The sequence below is a fragment of the Pontibacillus sp. HN14 genome, from assembly GCF_021129245.1.
Classification (GTDB): Bacteria; Bacillota; Bacilli; order Bacillales; family BH030062; genus Pontibacillus.
Window position 1 is genome coordinate 168,471 of record NZ_JAJOLR010000003.1, and the last position, 20,690, is coordinate 189,160.

27 protein-coding genes are annotated in these 20,690 nt (G+C 43.7%); 11 read left to right on the forward strand and 16 right to left on the reverse strand.

Annotated elements, in window-relative coordinates; genetic code table 11:
* Positions 1–37: 37 nt before the first annotated feature.
* Positions 38–487 carry an OsmC family protein gene (locus tag LQ226_RS12000; protein ID WP_231418147.1) on the reverse strand — a complete coding sequence of 150 codons (450 nt, stop codon included), beginning with the start codon at positions 485–487 and terminating at the stop codon, positions 38–40.
* A gap of 251 nt (positions 488–738) precedes the next feature.
* Between LQ226_RS12000 and LQ226_RS12005 the strand changes: the two genes are divergently transcribed.
* Positions 739–1,287 carry a DUF5412 family protein gene (locus LQ226_RS12005; protein ID WP_231418148.1) on the forward strand — a complete coding sequence of 183 codons (549 nt, stop codon included), beginning with the start codon at positions 739–741 and terminating at the stop codon, positions 1,285–1,287.
* A gap of 38 nt (positions 1,288–1,325) precedes the next feature.
* On the opposite strand, the gene LQ226_RS12010 is transcribed toward LQ226_RS12005, so the two are convergent.
* Entirely contained in the window at positions 1,326–1,484 is a 159-nt protein-coding gene (locus tag LQ226_RS12010; protein WP_231418149.1) for a hypothetical protein, read from the reverse strand.
* A 160-nt stretch (positions 1,485–1,644) separates the two neighbouring features.
* Between LQ226_RS12010 and LQ226_RS12015 the strand changes: the two genes are divergently transcribed.
* Complete coding sequence (locus tag LQ226_RS12015; protein ID WP_231418150.1) at positions 1,645–2,556, forward strand: DMT family transporter; 912 nt, start codon at positions 1,645–1,647, stop codon at positions 2,554–2,556.
* Between the two features lie 44 nt (positions 2,557–2,600).
* On the opposite strand, the gene LQ226_RS12020 is transcribed toward LQ226_RS12015, so the two are convergent.
* The 4 genes from LQ226_RS12020 to LQ226_RS12035 all read right to left on the reverse strand — a co-directional run bounded on the left by LQ226_RS12020 (position 2,601) and on the right by LQ226_RS12035 (position 4,101).
* Complete coding sequence (locus tag LQ226_RS12020; RefSeq protein WP_231418151.1) at positions 2,601–3,299, reverse strand: hypothetical protein; 699 nt, start codon at positions 3,297–3,299, stop codon at positions 2,601–2,603.
* A 98-nt stretch (positions 3,300–3,397) separates the two neighbouring features.
* Positions 3,398–3,535, reverse strand: coding sequence for a hypothetical protein (locus LQ226_RS12025; RefSeq protein WP_231418152.1), 138 nt, complete (start codon positions 3,533–3,535; stop codon positions 3,398–3,400).
* Positions 3,536–3,615: 80 nt separating this feature from the next.
* Positions 3,616–3,783, reverse strand: coding sequence for a hypothetical protein (locus tag LQ226_RS12030; protein WP_231418153.1), 168 nt, complete (start codon positions 3,781–3,783; stop codon positions 3,616–3,618).
* A 45-nt stretch (positions 3,784–3,828) separates the two neighbouring features.
* On the reverse strand, positions 3,829–4,101 hold the full coding sequence (locus tag LQ226_RS12035) for a hypothetical protein (protein WP_231418154.1): 273 nt from the start codon (positions 4,099–4,101) through the stop codon (positions 3,829–3,831).
* Positions 4,102–4,340: 239 nt separating this feature from the next.
* On the opposite strand from LQ226_RS12035, the gene tnpA reads away from it, so the two are divergent.
* From tnpA to LQ226_RS12050, 3 genes are all read left to right on the forward strand, one after another.
* The gene (gene tnpA / locus LQ226_RS12040; RefSeq protein WP_231418155.1) at positions 4,341–4,739 is read left to right on the forward strand and encodes an IS200/IS605 family transposase; all 399 of its coding nucleotides are present in this window, start codon (positions 4,341–4,343) and stop codon (positions 4,737–4,739) included.
* A gap of 11 nt (positions 4,740–4,750) precedes the next feature.
* A complete protein-coding gene (locus tag LQ226_RS12045; RefSeq protein ID WP_231418156.1) occupies positions 4,751–5,863 on the forward strand; it encodes a transposase in 1,113 nt (370 codons plus the stop codon).
* A gap of 276 nt (positions 5,864–6,139) precedes the next feature.
* Positions 6,140–6,949, forward strand: coding sequence for a hypothetical protein (locus tag LQ226_RS12050; protein WP_231418157.1), 810 nt, complete (start codon positions 6,140–6,142; stop codon positions 6,947–6,949).
* A 44-nt stretch (positions 6,950–6,993) separates the two neighbouring features.
* Here LQ226_RS12050 and LQ226_RS12055 read toward each other — a convergent pair whose 3' ends face one another.
* The 4 genes from LQ226_RS12055 to LQ226_RS12070 all read right to left on the reverse strand — a co-directional run bounded on the left by LQ226_RS12055 (position 6,994) and on the right by LQ226_RS12070 (position 9,359).
* Complete coding sequence (locus tag LQ226_RS12055) at positions 6,994–7,548, reverse strand: GNAT family N-acetyltransferase (RefSeq protein WP_231418158.1); 555 nt, start codon at positions 7,546–7,548, stop codon at positions 6,994–6,996.
* A gap of 384 nt (positions 7,549–7,932) precedes the next feature.
* Positions 7,933–8,229: a putative quinol monooxygenase gene (locus LQ226_RS12060; RefSeq protein WP_231418159.1), complete on the reverse strand. Its 297-nt coding sequence runs from the start codon at positions 8,227–8,229 to the stop codon at positions 7,933–7,935.
* Between the two features lie 26 nt (positions 8,230–8,255).
* A complete protein-coding gene (locus tag LQ226_RS12065) occupies positions 8,256–8,891 on the reverse strand; it encodes a nitroreductase family protein (protein WP_231418160.1) in 636 nt (211 codons plus the stop codon).
* A 30-nt stretch (positions 8,892–8,921) separates the two neighbouring features.
* Positions 8,922–9,359: a MarR family winged helix-turn-helix transcriptional regulator gene (locus tag LQ226_RS12070; protein ID WP_231418161.1), complete on the reverse strand. Its 438-nt coding sequence runs from the start codon at positions 9,357–9,359 to the stop codon at positions 8,922–8,924.
* Positions 9,360–9,987: 628 nt separating this feature from the next.
* On the opposite strand from LQ226_RS12070, the gene LQ226_RS12075 reads away from it, so the two are divergent.
* Entirely contained in the window at positions 9,988–10,494 is a 507-nt protein-coding gene (locus tag LQ226_RS12075; protein WP_231418162.1) for a hypothetical protein, read from the forward strand.
* A gap of 43 nt (positions 10,495–10,537) precedes the next feature.
* Here the strand turns inward: LQ226_RS12075 and LQ226_RS12080 are convergent, their stop codons facing one another.
* A complete protein-coding gene (locus LQ226_RS12080; RefSeq protein WP_231418163.1) occupies positions 10,538–11,185 on the reverse strand; it encodes a hypothetical protein in 648 nt (215 codons plus the stop codon).
* Positions 11,186–11,402: 217 nt separating this feature from the next.
* Here LQ226_RS12080 and LQ226_RS20980 point away from each other — a divergent pair, with 217 nt between their 5' ends.
* Positions 11,403–11,537, forward strand: a complete 135-nt coding sequence (locus LQ226_RS20980; RefSeq protein WP_255688554.1) for a hypothetical protein — start codon at positions 11,403–11,405, stop codon at positions 11,535–11,537.
* A 48-nt stretch (positions 11,538–11,585) separates the two neighbouring features.
* Here LQ226_RS20980 and LQ226_RS12085 read toward each other — a convergent pair whose 3' ends face one another.
* Positions 11,586–11,939, reverse strand: coding sequence for a DUF805 domain-containing protein (locus LQ226_RS12085; protein ID WP_231418164.1), 354 nt, complete (start codon positions 11,937–11,939; stop codon positions 11,586–11,588).
* Between the two features lie 152 nt (positions 11,940–12,091).
* On the opposite strand from LQ226_RS12085, the gene LQ226_RS12090 reads away from it, so the two are divergent.
* The 4 genes from LQ226_RS12090 to LQ226_RS12105 all read left to right on the forward strand — a co-directional run bounded on the left by LQ226_RS12090 (position 12,092) and on the right by LQ226_RS12105 (position 18,012).
* On the forward strand, positions 12,092–12,766 hold the full coding sequence (locus tag LQ226_RS12090) for an NAD(P)H-dependent oxidoreductase (RefSeq protein ID WP_231418165.1): 675 nt from the start codon (positions 12,092–12,094) through the stop codon (positions 12,764–12,766).
* Positions 12,767–12,922: 156 nt separating this feature from the next.
* On the forward strand, positions 12,923–14,221 hold the full coding sequence (locus LQ226_RS12095) for a hypothetical protein (protein ID WP_231418166.1): 1,299 nt from the start codon (positions 12,923–12,925) through the stop codon (positions 14,219–14,221).
* A complete protein-coding gene (locus LQ226_RS12100) occupies positions 14,205–16,187 on the forward strand; it encodes an McrB family protein (RefSeq protein WP_231418167.1) in 1,983 nt (660 codons plus the stop codon). The genes LQ226_RS12095 and LQ226_RS12100 overlap by 17 nt, the downstream gene beginning before the upstream one ends.
* The gene (locus LQ226_RS12105) at positions 16,171–18,012 is read left to right on the forward strand and encodes a DUF2357 domain-containing protein (protein ID WP_231418168.1); all 1,842 of its coding nucleotides are present in this window, start codon (positions 16,171–16,173) and stop codon (positions 18,010–18,012) included. The genes LQ226_RS12100 and LQ226_RS12105 overlap by 17 nt, the downstream gene beginning before the upstream one ends.
* A 528-nt stretch (positions 18,013–18,540) precedes the next feature.
* On the opposite strand, the gene LQ226_RS12110 is transcribed toward LQ226_RS12105, so the two are convergent.
* The 4 genes from LQ226_RS12110 to LQ226_RS12125 are packed head-to-tail and all read right to left on the reverse strand — an operon-like array spanning position 18,541 to position 20,671.
* Entirely contained in the window at positions 18,541–18,930 is a 390-nt protein-coding gene (locus tag LQ226_RS12110; protein ID WP_231418169.1) for a hypothetical protein, read from the reverse strand.
* A 20-nt stretch (positions 18,931–18,950) separates the two neighbouring features.
* Positions 18,951–19,301: a hypothetical protein gene (locus LQ226_RS12115; protein WP_231418170.1), complete on the reverse strand. Its 351-nt coding sequence runs from the start codon at positions 19,299–19,301 to the stop codon at positions 18,951–18,953.
* Positions 19,298–19,519, reverse strand: a complete 222-nt coding sequence (locus LQ226_RS12120; RefSeq protein ID WP_231418171.1) for a hypothetical protein — start codon at positions 19,517–19,519, stop codon at positions 19,298–19,300. The genes LQ226_RS12115 and LQ226_RS12120 overlap by 4 nt, the downstream gene beginning before the upstream one ends.
* A gap of 24 nt (positions 19,520–19,543) precedes the next feature.
* A complete protein-coding gene (locus tag LQ226_RS12125; RefSeq protein ID WP_231418172.1) occupies positions 19,544–20,671 on the reverse strand; it encodes a hypothetical protein in 1,128 nt (375 codons plus the stop codon).
* Positions 20,672–20,690 lie beyond the last annotated feature (19 nt).

The window sequence follows — 20,690 nt, forward strand, 5'->3', positions numbered from 1 at the left end:
CCAGGATTGCACATCCTGGCTTTTCCCTATCTATCTATTATGCTGGTTGAGCCACTTTCCATGTATCAACCATGTTCACGCCAGCTGCTTTCATCATGGTATAAATCGGGCAACGGGCTTCTACTTTTTCTTGTAGTTCTTTCAAACGTTCAGCAGATTCTGTTGTGATAACTTCCGCTTCAATCGTTACAACGTCAAAGTAAGGTTGCACATCAGCTTTCCCCATAAATCCACGCGGATCAAATTCACCTGAGATGTTGAAGGAAATGTCCTGAAGATCGAATTCCATTTCTCTTGCCACCATTCGCGAAGTCACATTCTCACAAGCCGCAAGTGAACCAAGGACACTCTGTAGTGGGTTTGGACCTAAGTCTTGTCCCCCCATGTGCTTTCCTTCATCAATCATAAATTCGTGTTTACCTGCATTCGCTTTAACTGTAATCCCTTCTGTTTGTGCTGTTACGTTCATTGTCATTTTATTTGTCATTTAAATCTCTCCCTATTCTAGTATTGATCCGTTTTATTTCAATAAGAGGAAACCTCTTCTATCAGTCATTCGTCATCGGTATAATTCATTTTTTATATACCCCATTGGGTACACAGAACACTATAACGTGTTCTAAAAATCTTGTCAACGCTTCTGACCTTTTCTCACATAGTTGAGAACATTTTGGGCATTCACATTAGTCATTTTATGGTAAAATTGGATTTGTTTATTCTATATAAGGAGGCTAAGCGATGTATATAGACGGGTGGACTCTGGCCATTTTCCTAGTAACCTTCTTCGTTCTACTTGCCTTTGGCATTATGCTCGTCCCCTACTTCTTGAAAAAGAGATCTTTCCCAAAGAAGCTACTGCTAACAGCTGTAACAGGAATTGCGCTCGGCTTTGGGCTCATCGGCTACCATACTTATTTCTTCACATTCGGTGACCTTGAAGGAACGCCTTATGAAGAAACGACAGAATCCCCGCAGGGTACCTACACAGCTAACGCCTATTACGAGACCTACGGCGGTGCCGCAGGTGGGGTGAACCTTTGGGTAGAGATTACGAATCATGAGCAGGATAACGAAAAAGAGGTCATTTATTATAGCGATGCGAAGAGTCACTTTTCGTTAGAGTGGAAAGATGATCAGACCCTTTCCATCACAAATGAAGAACCAAGATTCCCCGAGTCGAATCAAAGCATCGATTTAGAAGTCGGGAAAGAGATCTATCATGACCGAGGATTTGCTTGTCAGAGTTTCCTGATGAAGGATCGGTACGAGGAGTGTTATGAAGGGTAGAAGAACGCGATTACTTTCGTTTCTTCTACCCTTTTTGCCTAAGCTTCTGTTTTTTGTAAAGCGAACTGTCCTACACAAACCTCTGTTTGATCGTGGAACGTAACTCGTACATTCTGTTGATAGGTTAGAAAGATTTTATGAAGGTCGGCAACAAATTCTTCATACATAGCATCAAATCGTGTTGGCGTATAAGACAACGATAAGGCCCCTCCTATAAACGCTTCCTTGATTAGGGTTTGCCTCGCCGCGGAAAGGGAGTGATTTCCCGATCCACCTTAGCACTATCCAAAGCTAACGGATGCACCCCTCATGTAAAATATGGTACCTTAGACCAAAAGCATGAACGGAGGGGCGCACATGAAACAACGAAGCGCTATGATTTCGATCGCACTAGGTGCATGCCTTTGGGGAATCATAGGCATATTTGTATCATCTCTATACGAAAAAGGGTTTACCCCTATTCAGGTCGTAACCCTGCGAGTCACTATGGCTGCGATCTTTATGAGTGCTTACGTGATAAAGAAAGATCATAGGCTCTTTCGCATCCCTCTGTCCGATAGCCGCTACTTTATCGGAACAGGCATCATCAGCATCGTTCTTTTCAACTGGTGTTTGTTCAGCGCGATGGAGGTCACGTCCATATCGATCGCGTTTGTTCTATTATATACAGCGCCCGCTTTTGTGACGATTTTGTCCTTTTTCTTATTCAAAGAAGCCCTGACGCTTCGCAAAATCACCGCTTTACTCACGACACTAGTCGGGTGCACGCTTGTGATCGGCTTATTCCCAGATGTGCAGGGCTCGATTTCCCTATACGGCCTATTGCTCGGCCTTGGATCCGGATTCTTTTATGCCCTTTACAGCATCTTTGGAAAATACGCTCTCCGTAAACACAACTCACTGACGGTTACGGTGTATACCTTTTTGTTTGCAGCAGTTGCCGTCTTGCCGTTTAGCGGATTAGGTGAAAGGATAGCAATATTTTCACAGTGGGAAGTTTGGGGACTTATTGCGGGGCTTGGGTTTGTTTCTACAATGCTTCCTTTTGTCTTGTACACGAAGGGACTTGAATATGTCGAATCAAGCCGTGCTTCCATTATTGCCACGATTGAACCAGTGGTCGCGTCTATCACCGGCTTCCTCCTCTTTAACGAAACGCTAACGATCTGGCAGTACGCCGGAATCGCTTTTGTCATTGGTTCCGTACTGATGGTTCAAGAATCAAGGAAGACAAAAGCCATTCAGCCTGCAGAGGGATTCAACGTGTAATGTAAAAAGGCTTATCCTTCATTAGGATAAGCCTTCTCTTCGAACTATGATTCTGAAACGGATTCTACAAACGATTGAAGCTCCTCGAGCTCTGTTGTTTGTAAAACCACCTCTTCATGATTTAGGACCACATACGTTACATCATTCTTATGTACCCCGAGGAGTTCCTCTTCGTTCTTAACTTTACTTACGTCGAACCGAACATTCACTCGACTAAACGTTTCTTTGCTATTCAGTCCTCCGAGGTAATCATCGATACTTCCGCCAGGTTCTTTTGACGTTGTATCATAAATATAAAGAGCATAGTTCCCGCTACTAGCCTTCATCTCCTCAACTAGGTCGTCTTCTGTATACCGTTTCGTCGTAATCTCTTCAGGGGTATACGAATTCATCTTCCCATGCTCTTTAAACAACGTATGGACGGTTACGTACTCTCTCTTATAATTCTTAGACAACGTCACTTCAACTTTTTGATTTAATTGTAAGTGATCGAAGTCTGTCACCTCACCTTGTAGATCCGTATCCTCATCCACCTCCACAACAAAGGCTTCAATAAGCTCCTCTTCTCTATCAAAATTTCCGGTAATTCGTTCACCCTCTGATAGTGAATCACCCACATAAAGCACAAACGAATGATCGGCATTGATCTGATGGACGATGCCTTTGACGACCTCTGTTTCACCGCCAGAGCACCCTGTTCCTATAAAAAGGAGCAGAAGCACTCCTGCGATTCTTTTTATCATTATGTACACCTTCTTCATTTTTTTCAAAAGCAAAAGAAGAGGACGAATCCGCTATGGATTTCGTCCTCCTCTTAACGGAGCCTACAGCCCCTTAAGTATTAGCAATCCCATTCATAATACCAGGACTCACACGCCGGATAGGCTTCTTCCTCCTCATCCGCGTCGATCACTGATGCGCCTGCCATAAATCCAAAAGCTAAGGCTCCTGCTAGACCTACTTTTTTGAGTTTGTCCATTATCCATCACCTTTCTATTCGGAGTTAGGCTTCATTATAACGTATTTTTCTATATTTTCAAATATTTCACAAAATTAATCTTATTTCTCTTCAAATTCCACTGAACAGACTTGTAATGGATTAATAATAATATCTTCTTCAATCTCAACCAGTCCGCTGTCCTCCAATAGATCTAGAAACTCATCCCTGTCGCTGCATTCGATCACATAAGCCTTCCCGTTTGTCAGAAAGATCTTCGCATATGTCATGAGACCCCTCCCCTTTACATCAAACCTATGTCATAAGGGAGTCAATTATGTACAAGCCTTATCCTTCTCCATTCGTTTTATCTCCTTGAAGTAAAGGATCATTTTTAGAACTCCGCTTGTGATAAAGAATGAAGCAACGATAAGGGGGTAGATGATGATCTCAACTAAATCACTTGTGTCTGGCGGTGCCCACACTCCAACCTGAGGCGTTATCCTATGAATGACCCCAATGAGTGCAATGAGAAGCATGATTCCGCCCCCTATAAAAGGGATCACAAACCATCTTTTCTTCGGCCGTTTACGGTCCTCAACCTCCATTTTTACTCCCCCCTAAAGCATGTCTTTTCAAGTACTACGAGAAAACGGCTTGGGATGTTTCAATCCTAACACGAAATTTTAACTAACTTTCGAAAGAAGTCTCCCTCTTCAAGCGTGTGAAGGGCGTAGCCCAACGGTAAGGGGGAGATGAATTTCGGTTGGGCGATAGCCCAAAAGTAACTGCCTTTTATCTCAATGTGGTATAATCAGTCTTATAACGTATAAGGGCTGATATAACAATGAATTTAGATAGTAATAATCATTCAGTGTTCTTGATGTATTACCATTTGGTATTGGTTGTGAAATATAGAAGGAACGTCATTGATGACACCATTTCAGATTATTCGAAAGAAAAGTTTGTATCGTTGGGTGAGAAATACAACATTACGTTGGTCGAATGGAACCACGATATTGACCACGTTCATATTTTGTTCAAAGCTCATCCTAATACCGAACTATCAAAGTTCATCAATGCCTATAAAAGTGCCAGTTCAAGACTTATCAAAAAAGAATTTCCTTTTGTGCGAAAGAAGTTATGGAAAGAAATGTTTTGGTCAAGAAGTTTTTGTCTGTTGACCACTGGTGGTTCACCTATTGAGGTGGTTAAAAAATACATTGAAAATCAAGGAATAAAGTGAGGTGAATTGATATGGCTAAACAGAATAAAGCATACAAATTCAGAATATATCCAAGTGATGAACAGTCTTTGATTATCCGTAAAACCTTTGGTTGTGTTCGCTTTGTCTACAACAAAATATTGGCAGAACGCATAAAAACCTATGAAAACCTAAAAGGTGATAAAGATGCCCTGAAAAACGTTAAACATCCTACTCCTGCCAAGTATAAAAAAGAGTATGAATGGCTAAAGGAAGTAGACTCGTTAGCATTAGCCAACGCTCAACTGAATTTAGATAAGGCATATAAAGCCTTTTTCAAAGGGAATGCTAAGTTTCCGAAATTCAAAAGCAAGCGCCACAAACAAAGCTACACAACAAATGTCGTAAACGGTAATATCCAGTTGTTGGATGGTCATATCAAGTTACCTAAACTAAAAAAGGTCAAAATGAAACAACATCGAGAAATCCCTTCAGAATATAAAATCAAATCCTGCACCTTATCTATGACAGCATCGGGAAAATATTATGTTTCTATCCTTACAGAATATGAAACAGAGGTTAAGGCTAAAAAAATAAAAAATGTAGTCGGTTTGGATTTTGCAATGAATGGATTGTTTGTCGATAGTGAGGGTGAGAAAGCCAATTACCCTAAGTTCTATCGACAAATGCTTGATAAATTAGCAACAGAACATCGCAAACTTTCTCGAAAAAAGAAAGGTTCTTCGAATTGGAACAAGCAACGTATTCGAGTAGCGAAAATTCAAGAGAAAGTCGCCAATCAACGCAAAAATTTTCTTCACCATAAATCAAAAGAATTAGTTACTAATTTTGACGCTATAGTGATTGAAGACTTAGACATGAAAGGGATGTCACAAGCACTCAAATTCGGCAAAAGCGTCGCAGATAATGGATGGGGGATGTTCACCTCCTTCTTACAATACAAGCTAAAAGAACAAGGAAAACAACTTATCAAAATAGATAAATGGTTCCCTTCTACAAAGACTTGTTCGAATTGTGGGAATACCCAACCAATGCCTATGAACATTAGAGTGTACGCTTGTTCATGTGGTCTAAATCTCAGCAGGGATTACAATTCAGCACTCAATATCAAAAAAGAAGGCATTCGCCTATTAGTAAGTTCCTAACACAGATATGAACTCTTGGAACAAGAGGGTTAGCTTGGTCAATTTCGTCAGCTACCAAAAGTGGCGATTACCCAAGAAGCCCCCACTTCAAGCAACTCGTAAGGGTGGTAAGTGGTGGGTAGTTCACAGAAAAGTCTTTGACCCTCCCTTACTTTCCTATCTTGAGCTTTTGAAAGGATCATTTTCACGACTGTTACTACCTCTAAATCCAAATTTTAACCCCCGCCAAGACGGTTGAACACTCCTCGAGAATGGTATAGTATCACTAAAGAGGAGGTGAAACGAATGGATCAAGAGAAACTACTGCTTAAACTTTCCGAGCAAATTGAATCCCTTTCAAGTAAAGTGGATGATGGATTCCAAAATGTAGACCGTCGCTTTGAACGCGTAGACACACGCCTTGACCAGATGGATAAGCGTTTTGAGGGCATAGACACGCGTCTTGACCAAATGGATAAGCGTTTTGAGGGCATAGACACGCGCCTTGACCAAATGGATAAGCGTTTTGAGGGCATAGACACGCGCCTTGGCCAGATGGATAAGCGTTTTGAAGAGATGGATTCACGCTTTGAGACCCTAAACAATACTATGGAGAAACGCTTTGCTGGCGTGGATTCACGCTTTGAGGCCATGAACGATACCATGGAGAAACGCTTTGCTGGCGTGGATTCACGCTTTGAGACCATGAACGATACCATGGAGGAACGCTTTGCTGGCGTGGATTCACGCTTTGAGACCATGAACGATACCATGGAGAAACGTTTTGCTGGCGTGGATTCACGCTTTGAGACCCTGAACGATACTATGGAGAAACGCTTTGCTGGCGTGGATTCAACCTTTGAGACCATGAACAATACTATGGAGAAACGCTTTGCTGGCGTGGATTTACGCTTTGATAATCTAATCTCTTACATGGACACACGATTCGACAGAATTGAGAACGCTCAGCAAAATGACATTAAAGCAATGCTAGACGTCATTGACGAGAAAGTAAGCCGTACTAGAGTAGATATCCATTATCTGAGTGAAAAGACTGGTGTCCATGATATGAAGCTGAACAATTTGGCCAAAAGGCTGGATGATTAGAGAAAAGAACATCAGCCTTCGGCCAAATTGCTCTTTAATCGTAGCTAGTGCCTATGTATGTAATACACTACATTGTCGTTCCACTTGTTATCCTCAAAGATAAAGTCCTTTTTCACACACTCAAAAGCCATTCCAACTTTCATCGCTAGTCCAATGGAAGCTTCGTTATCAGAATAAATATGAGCTTCTATCCGATTAAATTTCAATTCTTTAAACGCCATATTTAGTGCTTCTTTAACAGCCTCTTTCCCATACCCATGTCTAAAGTGTTGATTATGGAATGTATAGCCAATTCTGGCCCAGTTAAAGTTCTCACGGTCTAACGTTGAGAAATCAACCATTCCAATATGAACTCCATCTTCTTTACGAAAAACAGAGAACACATGCGCCACATCCTCTTTCGCAAGCCTTTGGTGATTTGCTACAAGCTCATTGAACCATTCATATGTACACTCAATCATATCAATCTTGCCAAAATCATATCGATGCTTCCGAGGCGCACGCTTCTCATATTCCCCCAGCCAATTTTCATAATCCCCAACTTTTAGAGGTCTAATCACCAACCGTTCCGTTTCAGAACATAGATCAAACTTCTCCAACTCACAACCCCCTTTTCATTTCTATCCATTTTTTCACAAAATAATTAGCTACTCAATTCTTTTTTCGAATTCAGCCAGACCTTAATAGCTAGAAAAAAGGTTTTCGCTTAGTGATTATTTGGTGCCTGACTGAAATTTCAATAAGCATGAACCTAACAATATTCCGTTGTTCTACATATGGCAAAGGTGGTTCGGGAAATTGCGAGACTCCTGCGGCAGGAGGAGCCTAGGGGAGACCCCGGAAAGCGCGTAGCGATTGAGGAGGCTTCCCAGCTCGCCGCGGAAAGCGAGTGATTTCCCGAATCACCTTTCACTCAGATAAAAGCCACGGAGTTATCAACCATAAAAAAGCACCTGGCCATTGAGCCAGGTGCTTCCCTCTATTTAGCGTTCAATTTTCTCTCCAACATACGATTCAAGTGCAAGAGGAGCTGTTAGGAACTGCGGAGCTTTCTCAACAAAAGCAGTGAAGTGGCTGCTCTTACCGTGAGCTTCTACTGAAGCCTGGTCCTGCCATACTTCTACCATTGTATACGTGTTCTCCTGTTCTGTGCTTTTCATTAAATCATAAGAAATGTTGCCGTCTTCTTGACGTGAATCTGCAATAAGAGAACGAACCTCTTCCAAGAAAGCTTGTTCTTTCTCAGGGTTTACTTGAAAATGAGCGTGAGTGATAATCATTAGGATTCCTTCTTTCTGTTCGTAGTTTATTTCCAGTCTGCGATTGTATCGATCGGAAGACGTACAGATTCGTAACCATCTTCAGCTGCTTTTCCGACTGAGATAAGCATCACTGGGTAGTAACGATCTTTATCTAAACCGTATGCTTCTGCGATTTGGTCTTTCTCATATCCACCAATTGGGTTTGTATCATAGCCATGTGCACGTGCAGCTAGCATGAATTGCATAGAAACAAGTCCACCGTCGATCAGGTTCATTTCACGATAAGCTTCTTCTGAGATCTGATCGATCAGACCCTGGATCGCAGGAACTTGGCGGTCACGTACTTCTTGTGGCATTTTGCCTTGTTCGACAGCTGAATCATAAATGGTCTCAAGGTATTCTGTACTGTTCATATCCACAAATACAGCTACAACAGCTGAAGATGTTTCGATTTGCGTTTGGTTAAACTTTCCTAGTGGCTTAAGGGTTTCTTTCCCTTCTTCACTGTCGATTACGACAAAACGCCAAGGCTGTAGGTTAACAGAAGAAGGCGCCATTGTTGCTTCTCGTAGAATTTCTGTCATCTCTTCTTTTGAAATCTTAACGGACGGATCGTAATTACGAATGGAACGACGTCCTGAAATAATATGGTTAAAATCGTTGATTGTTGCTTTAGTCATGGTGTATTCTCCTCTACTCGTAAAATTTAGTTAGTCATGTTCGATGTCATGCACATTGTTCTGTACTCTCGTTAATAAATCAGATAGAACAGAACGCTCCTGTGCTGAGAATCCTTCGAACACTTGAGATATAAATGTCTCTTTTTCTTGGCAATAACGCTGGATCTTACTTCGTCCCTCTTCTGTAAGCTTTACGAACGTGACCCGGTTATCTTCAGGGTTCTTGCGACGGGCGACGATCCCTTTCTCATCCAGCTGCTTCAAATGTCTCGTCACGGCTGCACTGTCAATGTTAACCTGGCGTCTCAGGTCCGTTTGATTGATTTCATCCACTTCCATCAACTTATGCAAAACCTCAAGCCGAGACTGGCTAATGCCTGTACAGCGTTCAAATTTCGGGCTCATCTGCTTATAAATCTCGTTTAATTGAAGAATGATTCTCTCTTCTTCTTCATACTGCTTCGTCAACAATCCCCCTCCTATCTATAATTAATTGATGCATCAATTATTGACCCGTCAACTAATTTACTATAGTGACACGTTCTATGTCAATGAAGTTGTTTATTGATTCATTGACCCCTCAACTAATGAGGCAAAGCCTACTATAGACCATGGCCCTCCCACGCGTCAACAAAAGCACTCACCCCTATCTTTTGAATGCTCGCGTCCCCATATGTATGCTACAATGAACCAATTAGAAAAAATATGAGCTCTGTTACCAACTAGTGTCGGTGGGGGCCGTTTGCGTTTATTGAGAGTTCGGGAGGTCTGACACGGCTCGCTTTCCTAGGCCCTCACACGACGTGAGATCGTTCGACGTCGACGATTTTAGTCGAACTTCTCCATGTACTAGGCTCCTCGTTACACAGCTGGGCCGTTCATATAAATTTTAGCCAGGGGTGGCTGGGGGACGGGGAGACTCCTACGGGAGAAAGAGGTCGACGAGACCCCGGAGCGAACAAAGTGAGTGAGGAGGCTCGACAGCTCGCCCGTGGAAAGCGAGTCGTCCCCCAGCCACCCCAACCACTTATAAACGTAAACGGCCTAACTTCACCACACTCTAACAGAGCAAAAACCTATAAAGCGAGGTGTTACAATGTGGTTCGATGAGGAACTGACTTCTTATCATGAAGGCTTTGAAATCAGAGGAACTGGATTTAGTGTAGTAACGAAAATCCAAGAAGGAATCGTTCATATGGTTGACTTCGGAGACGTGGATGTTATTCCAATGGAACGGGAAATGAGTCGGTCGTTTGTTGATGAACTAATCTCCTCTTTCCCGAAGACCGTGACAAAGGCACTGCCTCGTTATCGCGGGAAGAACGCTGATCTTGTTTATTATTTCATGACCGGACACGGCAAATGGTATGAGTTTAACTACCATACGGAACAGATCCTACCGGTGCGTGGAATGGATAAATACAATATGAATGACACAGAAATGATTCCATGGGTCGGCGAGGCGCTTAAACGACAGCAAGCGAAGCATTGTCCGAGCTGTCACGCCCTTTATTTAGAAAAGGGAACCGCGGAATGCTTACCATGTAAGACCATTGGATCCAACCATCCTCACAGAATGGCAGAAGCTGACCCTGTAGAATAAATTGATGAAAAAGGACGGCTAGGTCCCGTCCTTATTTACCTCCTTATTCTCCCACGTACATAAACACACTCCACATTAGGGGCAAAACTATTTTGACTCCGTTCCAGAGAAGATCACTCATTGAATAATGGAAAGCCTGAGGTTGCTTCTCTTCGTCTTCACCGCCTCCAACCTCTAGCTGTGTTTGATCCTTATATCCCTTTTCAATCCTTAATCGTTCTCCGTACTGTTCTTTCAATTCCTGTTTTGTCTCATCCGAGATGTCTATAACTTTCAAGCGTTGCCTGCTTTTTTTAAGATTCATGGTTAACTCATACTTTTCAATGCCTAAATCACGTAAGTCGTCAGCTATTTGATTTTGCAAGTCCACCATTTCATTGTAGGAAAGATCCACATTTATCACAGTTACATCTGAATAGTTGTTTTGAATCTGCCTGATGGCTTTAGGATACCCCGCCTCTGATTTGTCTTTAACGAGGATCGTGATCTCCTTCCCTTCCCTGTCCATTGTAAAATAGCCGTTTGCCTTGATAGGGGTTCCTGTGCGATTGAAGATCTTCCTAATTTCCTCTTGCTTATCCGCACGCACTCGATCCTCTTCCGTAAATCCTTGTTGGGCTGCCACAATTTTTCCTGGCCAAGCGACTAATATGGCCACTACAAATAAGGATACTACCATTACTCTCTTCATCTACTTCCGCCTCCTTTTTTCCCATCTACCTTCTTTGTCGTTTTATGAGCTTTTACGTTTCAACTGCTCCCAATTCTTTATAATTTAATCTTTTTTTCGAAAATATTGTCTCATAGAGGCGTTTTATCGCCTATTTTTCTATTTGTTTTCCCAATAGATTATCCAGAAAATTCCCATTATAATAGAAGATAGACAAACCAATAGGAGGGATGATTGTATGAAAACATTGAAGAAGATCGGAATTATCGGTGCGTTAACAGTTGGCTTAGTAGCAGGAAATTCATTCGTCACAACGGACGCGAATGCCTATGATGCCTGTGAATCTTGGTATTACACAGATTGTTATCAATAAGAAAAAAGCTTCAGAGGGTATCGTCCCTTCTGAAGCTTTTTTACTGCATTATGCGCTTTTGTGTTCTGGATTTGGTCCATAATCATTTTCATATGGTTCGCTATCGAGGCACATGAAGACAATGAAGATAATTCCGCCGATCACTGGGATGAAGCTGATTAAGACCCATAGTCCGCTTCTTCCTGTATCATGTAAACGCCGGACTGCTACAGCTAGCGACGGAATGAGAACAGCTAAGTTGTAGAACGTTGTTAAGATAGGTCGTAGATCGAGGACCTCCTGAACAACTGCTAGCGCTATAAGGATAATGGTATTAATCAGGAAGAACATCCAATATTCCATTCGCCTTGCTCTTCCTTCAAACGTTGCGTAATTTTTTAAGACTTTCAGATACCAATCCATAAACAAACTCCTCCTCACAACCCTTACCAAACTTTCTATATCACTTACCCTGCTATTATGAGCCCCACACCTTTTACCAGCAAGCATTAAATTATCTCCCACAGAAACGGACATGATATAGTACGTGTGAACCTATTCAAGGAGGAATGACGATGGATAAAGAAGCAAAGAAATTAGAAATCCTAGAAGCTGCGAAGTTTAGACACGCTACGAAAACGTTTGACCCGAATCAAACAATCCCAGAAGAAGACTTCAACTTCATTCTTGAAATTGGTCGTCTTTCGCCAAGTTCCTTTGGTACAGAACCTTGGCGTTTTCTTGTGATTGAAAATGAAAAGCTCCAAGAAAAAATTAAGAATACCGCATGGGGAGCCTACGGTAAACTTCCGGATGCGAGTCATTTTGTGATTTTCCTAGCGAGAACAAGACAGGATACCCAGTATGATTCCGAGTATCTAAAAGATCATCTGCTCAATAAGAAACAGATGCCAGAGGAGATTGCAAATAAATTACTAGGCCGGGTTGAACAATTCCAGAAAGAAGACTTTGACCTGCTCCACGGCGAGCGCCCTCTTTACGACTGGGCTAGTAAGCAGACCTATATTCCACTATCTAATATGATGACAGCCGCTGCAGAGATCGGAATCGATTCCTGTCCGATTGAAGGCTTTCCAATGGAAGCAATGAATGACCTCTTAAAAGAAGAAGGCCTTCTTGAAGATGGGAGCTTTGGCATTTCCGTTATGTGTGCATTCGGCTACCGCGCAGAAGAACAAAGCCCGAAAACGCGTCGTCCTTTCGAAGACGTTATAAAGTTCGTTAAATAGAAGCACGTTTGAAGTGACTGGCCAACAGGGTCGGTCACTTTTTTTACCCTTATCCCTTCAAAACCTCCCTTACAAACCATTTCATGTCAAGACTAGTAATCACGCGACTTTTTATCTATTATTTTACATATACCTACATCTTAAGGAGGGGCAAGGATGACAACAGATACAAAGGAAATCAGCCAGGAGTGGCTCAAGATTCAAAAGACGGTAAAACAGGACTTTTTACACCACGTATCCAAGAAAGAAATGGCACGCATTGCACAAGTGTTTGATCTAAAAGTACAAGGATTCTCAAAGAAAAGAATGGTGGCTGCTCCGCCTCCTTTGTTAAAACAAGCGATTACGAAATTTATGGACACCTTAACAGACCTCGGCACCTTTTTCAGAGGGTTTACAAGACCTTATGTTGAGGATATGGAAGACTACGAGTTCTCTGAACTGATCTTGCAAGCGTCTCTACAAGAAACAATGACCGATGCACAGAAGATGATGATTATAGCCGTGCTTTTCCCTGAACGGTATGAAGACACGCGCGATAAAATGATTGAAAATTTGAACAACGAAGAGGATGTGTACAATGGACTTCAAGAATTCTCATTAGAAGATATCTTAAAGGGCCTCGCTCAAAAGTATGAAACAACGCTCCCTGACTTAGTAGAGGATTTCCTCGAGGAACATGCTGAAACGGAAGATCTCCCCGAAGAAATTGATTTAGCTCTCCTTTTCGAGAAAGAGTACGAAGAGGACAAAGGGACACAAGCCCTACAAGTTGTCAGTGAATACGATCTAAATCCAGAGGAATATTCGGCTGAGGAACTCTTGCCCCTTTATAAATTGGCGCTTCAAGAGCTTGTTACGCTCGCGGAAGTTTCCGTTAGCCAGGCGAAAGATGACCGCGACAAAGCGATGGATGAGAAAGCTGCATCTGAACGGAAAGCGAGCCGCTACTACAAGCGCCGAGAAGACCTCTTGCGCCAGCTGAAAGAGAAAGAGCAGGAGCGACAAGTGAGAGAAGAGGAAGAGCGCGAAGAAAGACTTGAGCTGCAAAAGCAAGGGGAAGCGCTTGAGAACGAGTTAGAAAAAGAACGTCAGAAGTACGCCGAAGCCATGAAGGAACAGAAAGAGGCGAAGATCGATGTGTTTGAGGAACTAGATGATTTTCTCTTTATTACGAATGAAGAGAATAAGCGCTTCTCCTCTCTTCTCCCTGATGAGAAGCTACTTTCTTATAATACAGACCGATCATTCTCTGAACAATTCAAGTTCATCCCTATGAACAAGCTGATCTTCATTGATACCAACACCCTTTCATCAAAGGCCCAGCTTGAAGTTCGAAATTATCTACAACAGAAGCAGTACAGCTACAAGTTCGTCAGCGGTTCACCGGAGAAGATGTTCCGTAAAATTATATTCTACCTAGAAGGAGATGCCACCTATGAAGCTATCAACTAAACTCCCACACATCGTAAAACGACAACTTGAGGACAGCATCTTCGTTGGCCGATTGGCGACGTCAACTGAAATCCATACGCAAACCTTTCAGGAATCACCCATTGTTTTAAGCGAACATACGGACCGGTTAACCTTTTACTTAAAGCCCTTGTCCCCTTTACCTAATAAGCTGACCCGGTACTTCGGGAAGATGAATGACCTCTTAACAGGGAACACGAATTCTATGAACAACGTACGTGTATTAAATGATCTCATTCAATATGACCGCATTCCCTATCCTGACCTCAAGCCGAAAGTGGAAGCCTTATTTAAGGACAAGCTCGTTCTTTTTAAACTAACGCATGCCAATGACAATGTTTATGCCGAGCTGATTAAGCTTGAGCCGATTCAGCCACAAGAGGAATACGTGGTCCTCCCCTCTCCTGATTTAAGACTTGGGGAAACGAGACAGGATTTAGAAGCGAAATTTACAGGGGAGAAGCGCCCGATTACGCTTAAGAAATATCCGAATCTTTTCGAGGCCCCTTCTATGATCCTTTATGAAGATACGTTGTATGAAGTGGCCCTTGAGTCAAAGAGCAATTCAACAACGTATTTCCAAAAAGAGGGTATACCTGTCAGGTCCGCTTCGGTTGACCCGGATACGCTCATCGAATACGTCGATGCAGTTTATGAGCATCATTTGTTCTTCTTGTCGAAGCACTATTACGCCCTTCTTATGGAACAGTTCGAGACACAGAAACGCCCTCTAAGGGAGCCGTCAGTTCCAACAAAAGAGGCCCCCACTCCTCAGAAGGAAGATCGGGCACTTGTATCAAAACCGGTTCAGGCTACCTCTGAGATGGACTTTCTCGATCGCTTGCTCCATAAGGCCGGATATGAATACAAGATGTTCTACCGCGAGGAAGATCTGTATGCGTTTCATATGAGCGTCAAGACCAATCCGCTTACGATATTAGGGGGCATGTCAGGGACCGGGAAGTCTCAGCTTGCGCGAATTTACGGGGAAACCCTTGGGTTAACTGAAGGCGAAACGATGCTTTTCTTACCGATCTCCCCATCCTACCAGGACCCAAATGATATTCTCGGATTTATGAATCCGACGACCAACGTGTTTCATGAAAGTGATACGGGCCTCGTCAGTCTTCTTCAGCACGCGGCTGACTATCCGGATCAGTTACATATGGTGATCTTTGATGAGATGAACTTGTCTCAGGTGGAGCACTGGTTCAGTCCGTTCCTCTCCCTTCTTGAAATCAACGGAGACAAGCACCTGCAGATCTTTAACGATTCGATTACAGAGGAAAGCGGCCGCTATCAGTCTCGCATTAAGCTCGGTGACAATTTAATCTTTATTGGAACCGTGAATTTCGATGAAACTACGAAATCGTTCTCTGATCGTTTGCTTGACCGAACGAATATTATTACACCGAAGAAGCCTCCTTTTAAAGAGACAATTGCATTTTACGAAAAGGTGCATCAGTCGGTCCCTGTTTCACCAGAACCGCGCGAGGTCAGCGCTTCCCATTTACGAGGAGAGTGGCGCTTTGCCGCAGGTGACGTTGGCCTTCATTTGTTAAATGAATACGAGATTCACACCCTTGATGAGATCCATTCTCTTATGAATGAGAACGATCCCCAAAAAGGCGTCTCCTTCCGGGTGGCCTTAGCGATCACTGATTACCTGTGTAACGTTCCAAGTGATGCTACTGGTACTCCACTCTTGTCACGCCGGGAACTGTTTGATTTTCAAATTAACCAGCGAATCTTAACGAAAATCAAAGGAATCGATACGTTTGCAGGGCCAATGGTTGGTGAGATGAGTACGCCTAGTGACTATGTCGACGGCTCCCTAGCTAAACTCTTTAAATCGGATCGTGCTCAGATGGCCTCTGACTTCACACTGTCTTTAAAGACGCTACACAACAAAGCAAAAGAGCTGATGATGTATGGCTTTACCAACTAATCATACAGACATTATCAATCTGCACGACTCAGGATTAGGCCTTTACTTTCAAACGGGCAGAAACGAAGTGAAGATCCATCACCTTAGTCCCGATCAGAGGCGAGATCACCTTATGGAGACCCTTGTCGAGGTGTACGAATATCAGAAGTGGAGCGCGTTGCTCATCGACTGGAAGGATGATCGTTCTATCAAAATCCGCTTCCCTTCTCCTGAAGGGGACGGTGATCTGTTTGAACGTTCGTTAAGCAAAACAAAGCAGGTGCAGCCTTTATTTGATCCAGCCAAGGAGGACACATTCCCCTGGCCATGCGGGACGTTTATTTACGAAGTGGACTTAGAAGGACGAACGTATTACGGCGCGGTCCGCATCGTCCCCCACCATTTCTCGAAGCAACAGTTCAATCAGATTGCCACGTTTCTAGAGGAAGCCTTAGAAGGATTGACCATGAACTATTACCAGGAAGTGAGTCAGTCTTTAAGCCCTGAACAGTTAATCGGAGAAAGTGACCTCCGTTTCCTGAAATGGCTCGATCGATCCTTCCGTAAATTAACGACAGCCCTTGACTGGATCGAGAAAGAGAACAGCATGAACGTACGGCGTCATTACCAAGTCGAGTCCCATCCTGGGAGAATGGACAGGCAAAGCTTTAAGTGGGAGCATTCCGCTAAAGGAGCTGTGATGAGTGGAACCAAGTTCTACAATCGTAAGCAACGTCAGGACGCAAATACTCCTGAGAACCAGCTCGTTAAATTTCGGACAAAAGCGGTTCTAAAGCGCATGAATCAGCTAATCAGCACTCTCGAAGAAGAACGACTGCGATTCATCGACGACCAGAACACGCTAAATGGAGAAATCGAGCAATTAACGCGCGACAGACTCAGTCCTCTAGCCAGGGTTACGTCAAACGATCAGACGCTCCTTAAAAATAAAGAAACAAGCAAAGTTAAAACCAAAGAAGCTACCGAAACTAAAATTAGAAATATGGAGCAAACACTAAGAAAGGTTAAACCCTATCAGCAGCAGCTCCGTTCGGTTATTCGACAAGGCTTCTGGAACGACGTGGATGACGTGCATCCACGTGTACCCCGTTCCGTGCAGAGCCGTGGTTACATTTCGTTCCATAAACTGTGGCATGAGCTTGAAGCGTCTGGCGGGCGTACATCTGTCCCAGCCTCTAGAGCGGGTGAGCCTCTGTTCCATTCAACAGGTAAAATGTATGAGTACTACACGCTTTTACACGTGGTCCACCTCATCAAAGAGCGGGGCTATTCCTTCAAACACGACACCCTGATGAATCAATTACAAAAGGGCTATATGCATTCAGAGCTTCAGGAAGGGACAACGGTCGTCCTCGCCAATTCTGAAGGAGAACTTCACGTGGTGTATGAGCAGGAAGTCGAACATCGCTCCCGTGATGCCATCGCAAATAGCACTTACTTCTTCTCGAAATTCAGACGGAAGAAGCCAGATATTCGCATCGATTATTATCACTATCACGAAGGGGTTCCTCTCTATCACTCTTCCATTGCCGTTGAAGTGAAGTACAGCCCCCTTCGAAACATCTACACACCTGATGGCAACACGAAAGCCGCCGAGCAGATGAATGAGTATGTCGGCATCAAATACTACTGCCCAGTGCGCCAATCATTCTACAACCGCATTCGGGAAGTCCTCTGTGTTTACCCTGGAAACCGAGCAGAACCTGTCCTCCTTGATACAGAAGCAGGCAAGTTCATTCAGCTCTATCCGACTGAAGACGGTGCTGTTGGGATGGAGGCGCTTGGAGGAGTGCTTGATGGGTGGTTGGACCTTAAGGCTTGGTGAGGGGCGTTCTGATGCTTTTCGGGGGCGTCTGGACACTTTTGGGGCGCTTCCTGACGCTTTGTGGGGGCGTTCCGACGCTTTTCGGGGGCGTTCTGACGCTTTTCGGGCGTGTCCCGACACTTTTGGGGCGCTTCCGGACGCTTTGCGCCGGCGTTCTGACGCTTTTCGAGCGCGTCCCGACACTTTTGGGGCGCTTCCGGACGCTTTGCGCCGGCGTTCCGACGCTTTTCGGGCGCGCCCCGACACTTCGGGCCGGCGTTCTGACGCTTTTCAGGGGCGTCCCGACACTTTTGGGGCGCTTCCGGACGCTTTGCGCCGGCGTTCTGACGCTTTTCAGGGGCGTCCCGACACTTCGCACTGGCGTTCCGACGCTTTTCGGACGTGTCCTGACGCTTTGCGCCGACCTCCTGATGCTTTTCCGGGACGACGTCCGGACATCTCATGCGAGCGTTCCGATGCTTTTAAGCGCATTCAGACACTCTGCCTTAAATATATAGTAACAATAAAAGTAGCGCGCTTGGAACTCTATCATCCAAGCGCGCTACTTTTTCCATCATCCAACGGTTCCCCTATAATCTTAACCATTATAGGAATTACGAATATCGAAACCAGTACAAGATTAGCAATATGTAGTGAGATAAAACCTAGGTGCGCATAATAGCTATTAACATACAGCAAGACCGTCACCAGCAGATTTGGAATCATGGCGATACATACTTTTCGCATGGTAAAAAGCTGTTTCTTTCTTTGAATTCTACCGACCATAACCCAAGCAGTAATGTATAGTCCAATGATCAGTACTAGCCCAATCCCAAGATTCATAACAAAGCCTCCTGGAAGCATGAGCAGATACCGATACCCTCCTAGCGCAATCCATCCTGAGAATAGGATGTATAGGATATTTCCTAGTAGAAGCAAATCGTTTCCCCCTCCTCTATTCATGCGACAGACGTTTTTGTTTTCCGCCGTAACAGTTCATCCACAAAGAAAAACACCACAGCCACTGGCACGCCAAACACGAGTAAGAATGGGTAAATAACAAGAGGGATCGTGGCGCCCATGTGAAAGATAAAGGAGAAGAAAACGCGCGCGTCTCCGAATTTCTGGGTGAGCTTCTCGATGGCAATCGATACGAGAACGCCGTACAACATACCCACAAAGACGTACCTCATATAAAAAGTAGCGTTCGTAAGCCCTCCTTCCTCTCCAAGCAAAGGAAATTGATACCCGAAAAACAAGGATGTAATCGGGATTGTAATGAGGACTGCATACAGTTTTCGGCTAATCACATTGTCCCCTTCTTTCTCTTCTTTTCTTTATACTCATCTTCATACTTCTGATCCATTTTTCGAATCAAAGCTCTGATCCCAAAACTTAGCCCTGTAAATACGGCAAAAAAGAGGGCATATAAACTATTTCTTAGCCACAAAATTTCACCAGCCCCTAAAAGGTCAAATACAACCGTGACTCCTAAAGCGCCGAAAAAAATAAAAATACACGACCACACTATATTTTTAGACAAGAGATCGCCTCACAATCTTAATTTTTGACTAATAAAGGAAGCTGCACGGCCAAATAAAACGAACAGGTAATCGAAGATCGCAAAGAATAGGACAGGCAAACTATATGAGAAGATCGATCCAATGTGTAAGGTTTGGCCTGTGAATAAAGAAGAGACGCCTACACCAACCGTTGTACTGAGCGCATACGTGATGTAGTAAACGACAGGCATCAGCCACCATTTATAATACTTACGCCAGCTGACAAAGAATAAAGGAGCTAGACCAGGAAGCAAGATGTATAAGAAATACCGATGCCCTTCTAAAGCATAGCCCCCGTCCTCAACCGGAACACCAGGAAATAAGAGAAGCCCCATCAAAAGGCCATAGATTAGAATGCCGAACGTGACTCGTTGGTCCACGTTCTTCGTTCTCTCTTTTTTATCCTTATTCATCCGTTTCAGGGTGTCTTGTTCCATCCACATGTCAAAAGGATTTTTCTTCCCACCACTTAGAATGCGCGGCTCTTCTTTCAACTCCCACCACGGGGTTGCTTCGAGTTTTGAGAAATCGATTTTATACCCTTCATAGTGAGCTCTGTGCATGTCATGAAGATCTTTAGGAGCGTAAAAAACAGGAATATCGTGATTCTTTAAACGTGAGAACCACTCTCCCCACTCTTCTTCGTTATTGATCCGCTTCAGGAAATAGGAATCCCGGTAGAAAACGATGATGATGGATCGGATATAATAATGGCCACGCCCCATATGCATGAAATCGTGAATATAATACGCATCATGGGCCAGAATAACCTTTTTTATATCCTTATAAGGGATGATATTTTCCTCTTTCCTCCCATCTTTATACTCCCACTCTTCTTCAATTCCTCGCTCATTTACCTCCGTTTCAATAGCAACATTCGCATTCCTCTTCAATTCACTGTACGGAATCCAGGTAATAAACCCAAAAGCAATCGCAAACACGACGCTAACCCAGGTCAGGATGAGAAGATCTCCTCCCAAATACAGGGTAACTAGTGCGGCGGCCATAGAAAGAGCAGTCAGAACCCCGAAAATCCCTAGTGCTATTTTCTTTGTGAGAATATGCGAGGATGGTAACCGATTGGAATACTGCAGCGTTTGTTCGGTGGATGGTTCCACATCAACTCTCTCCCTTCCA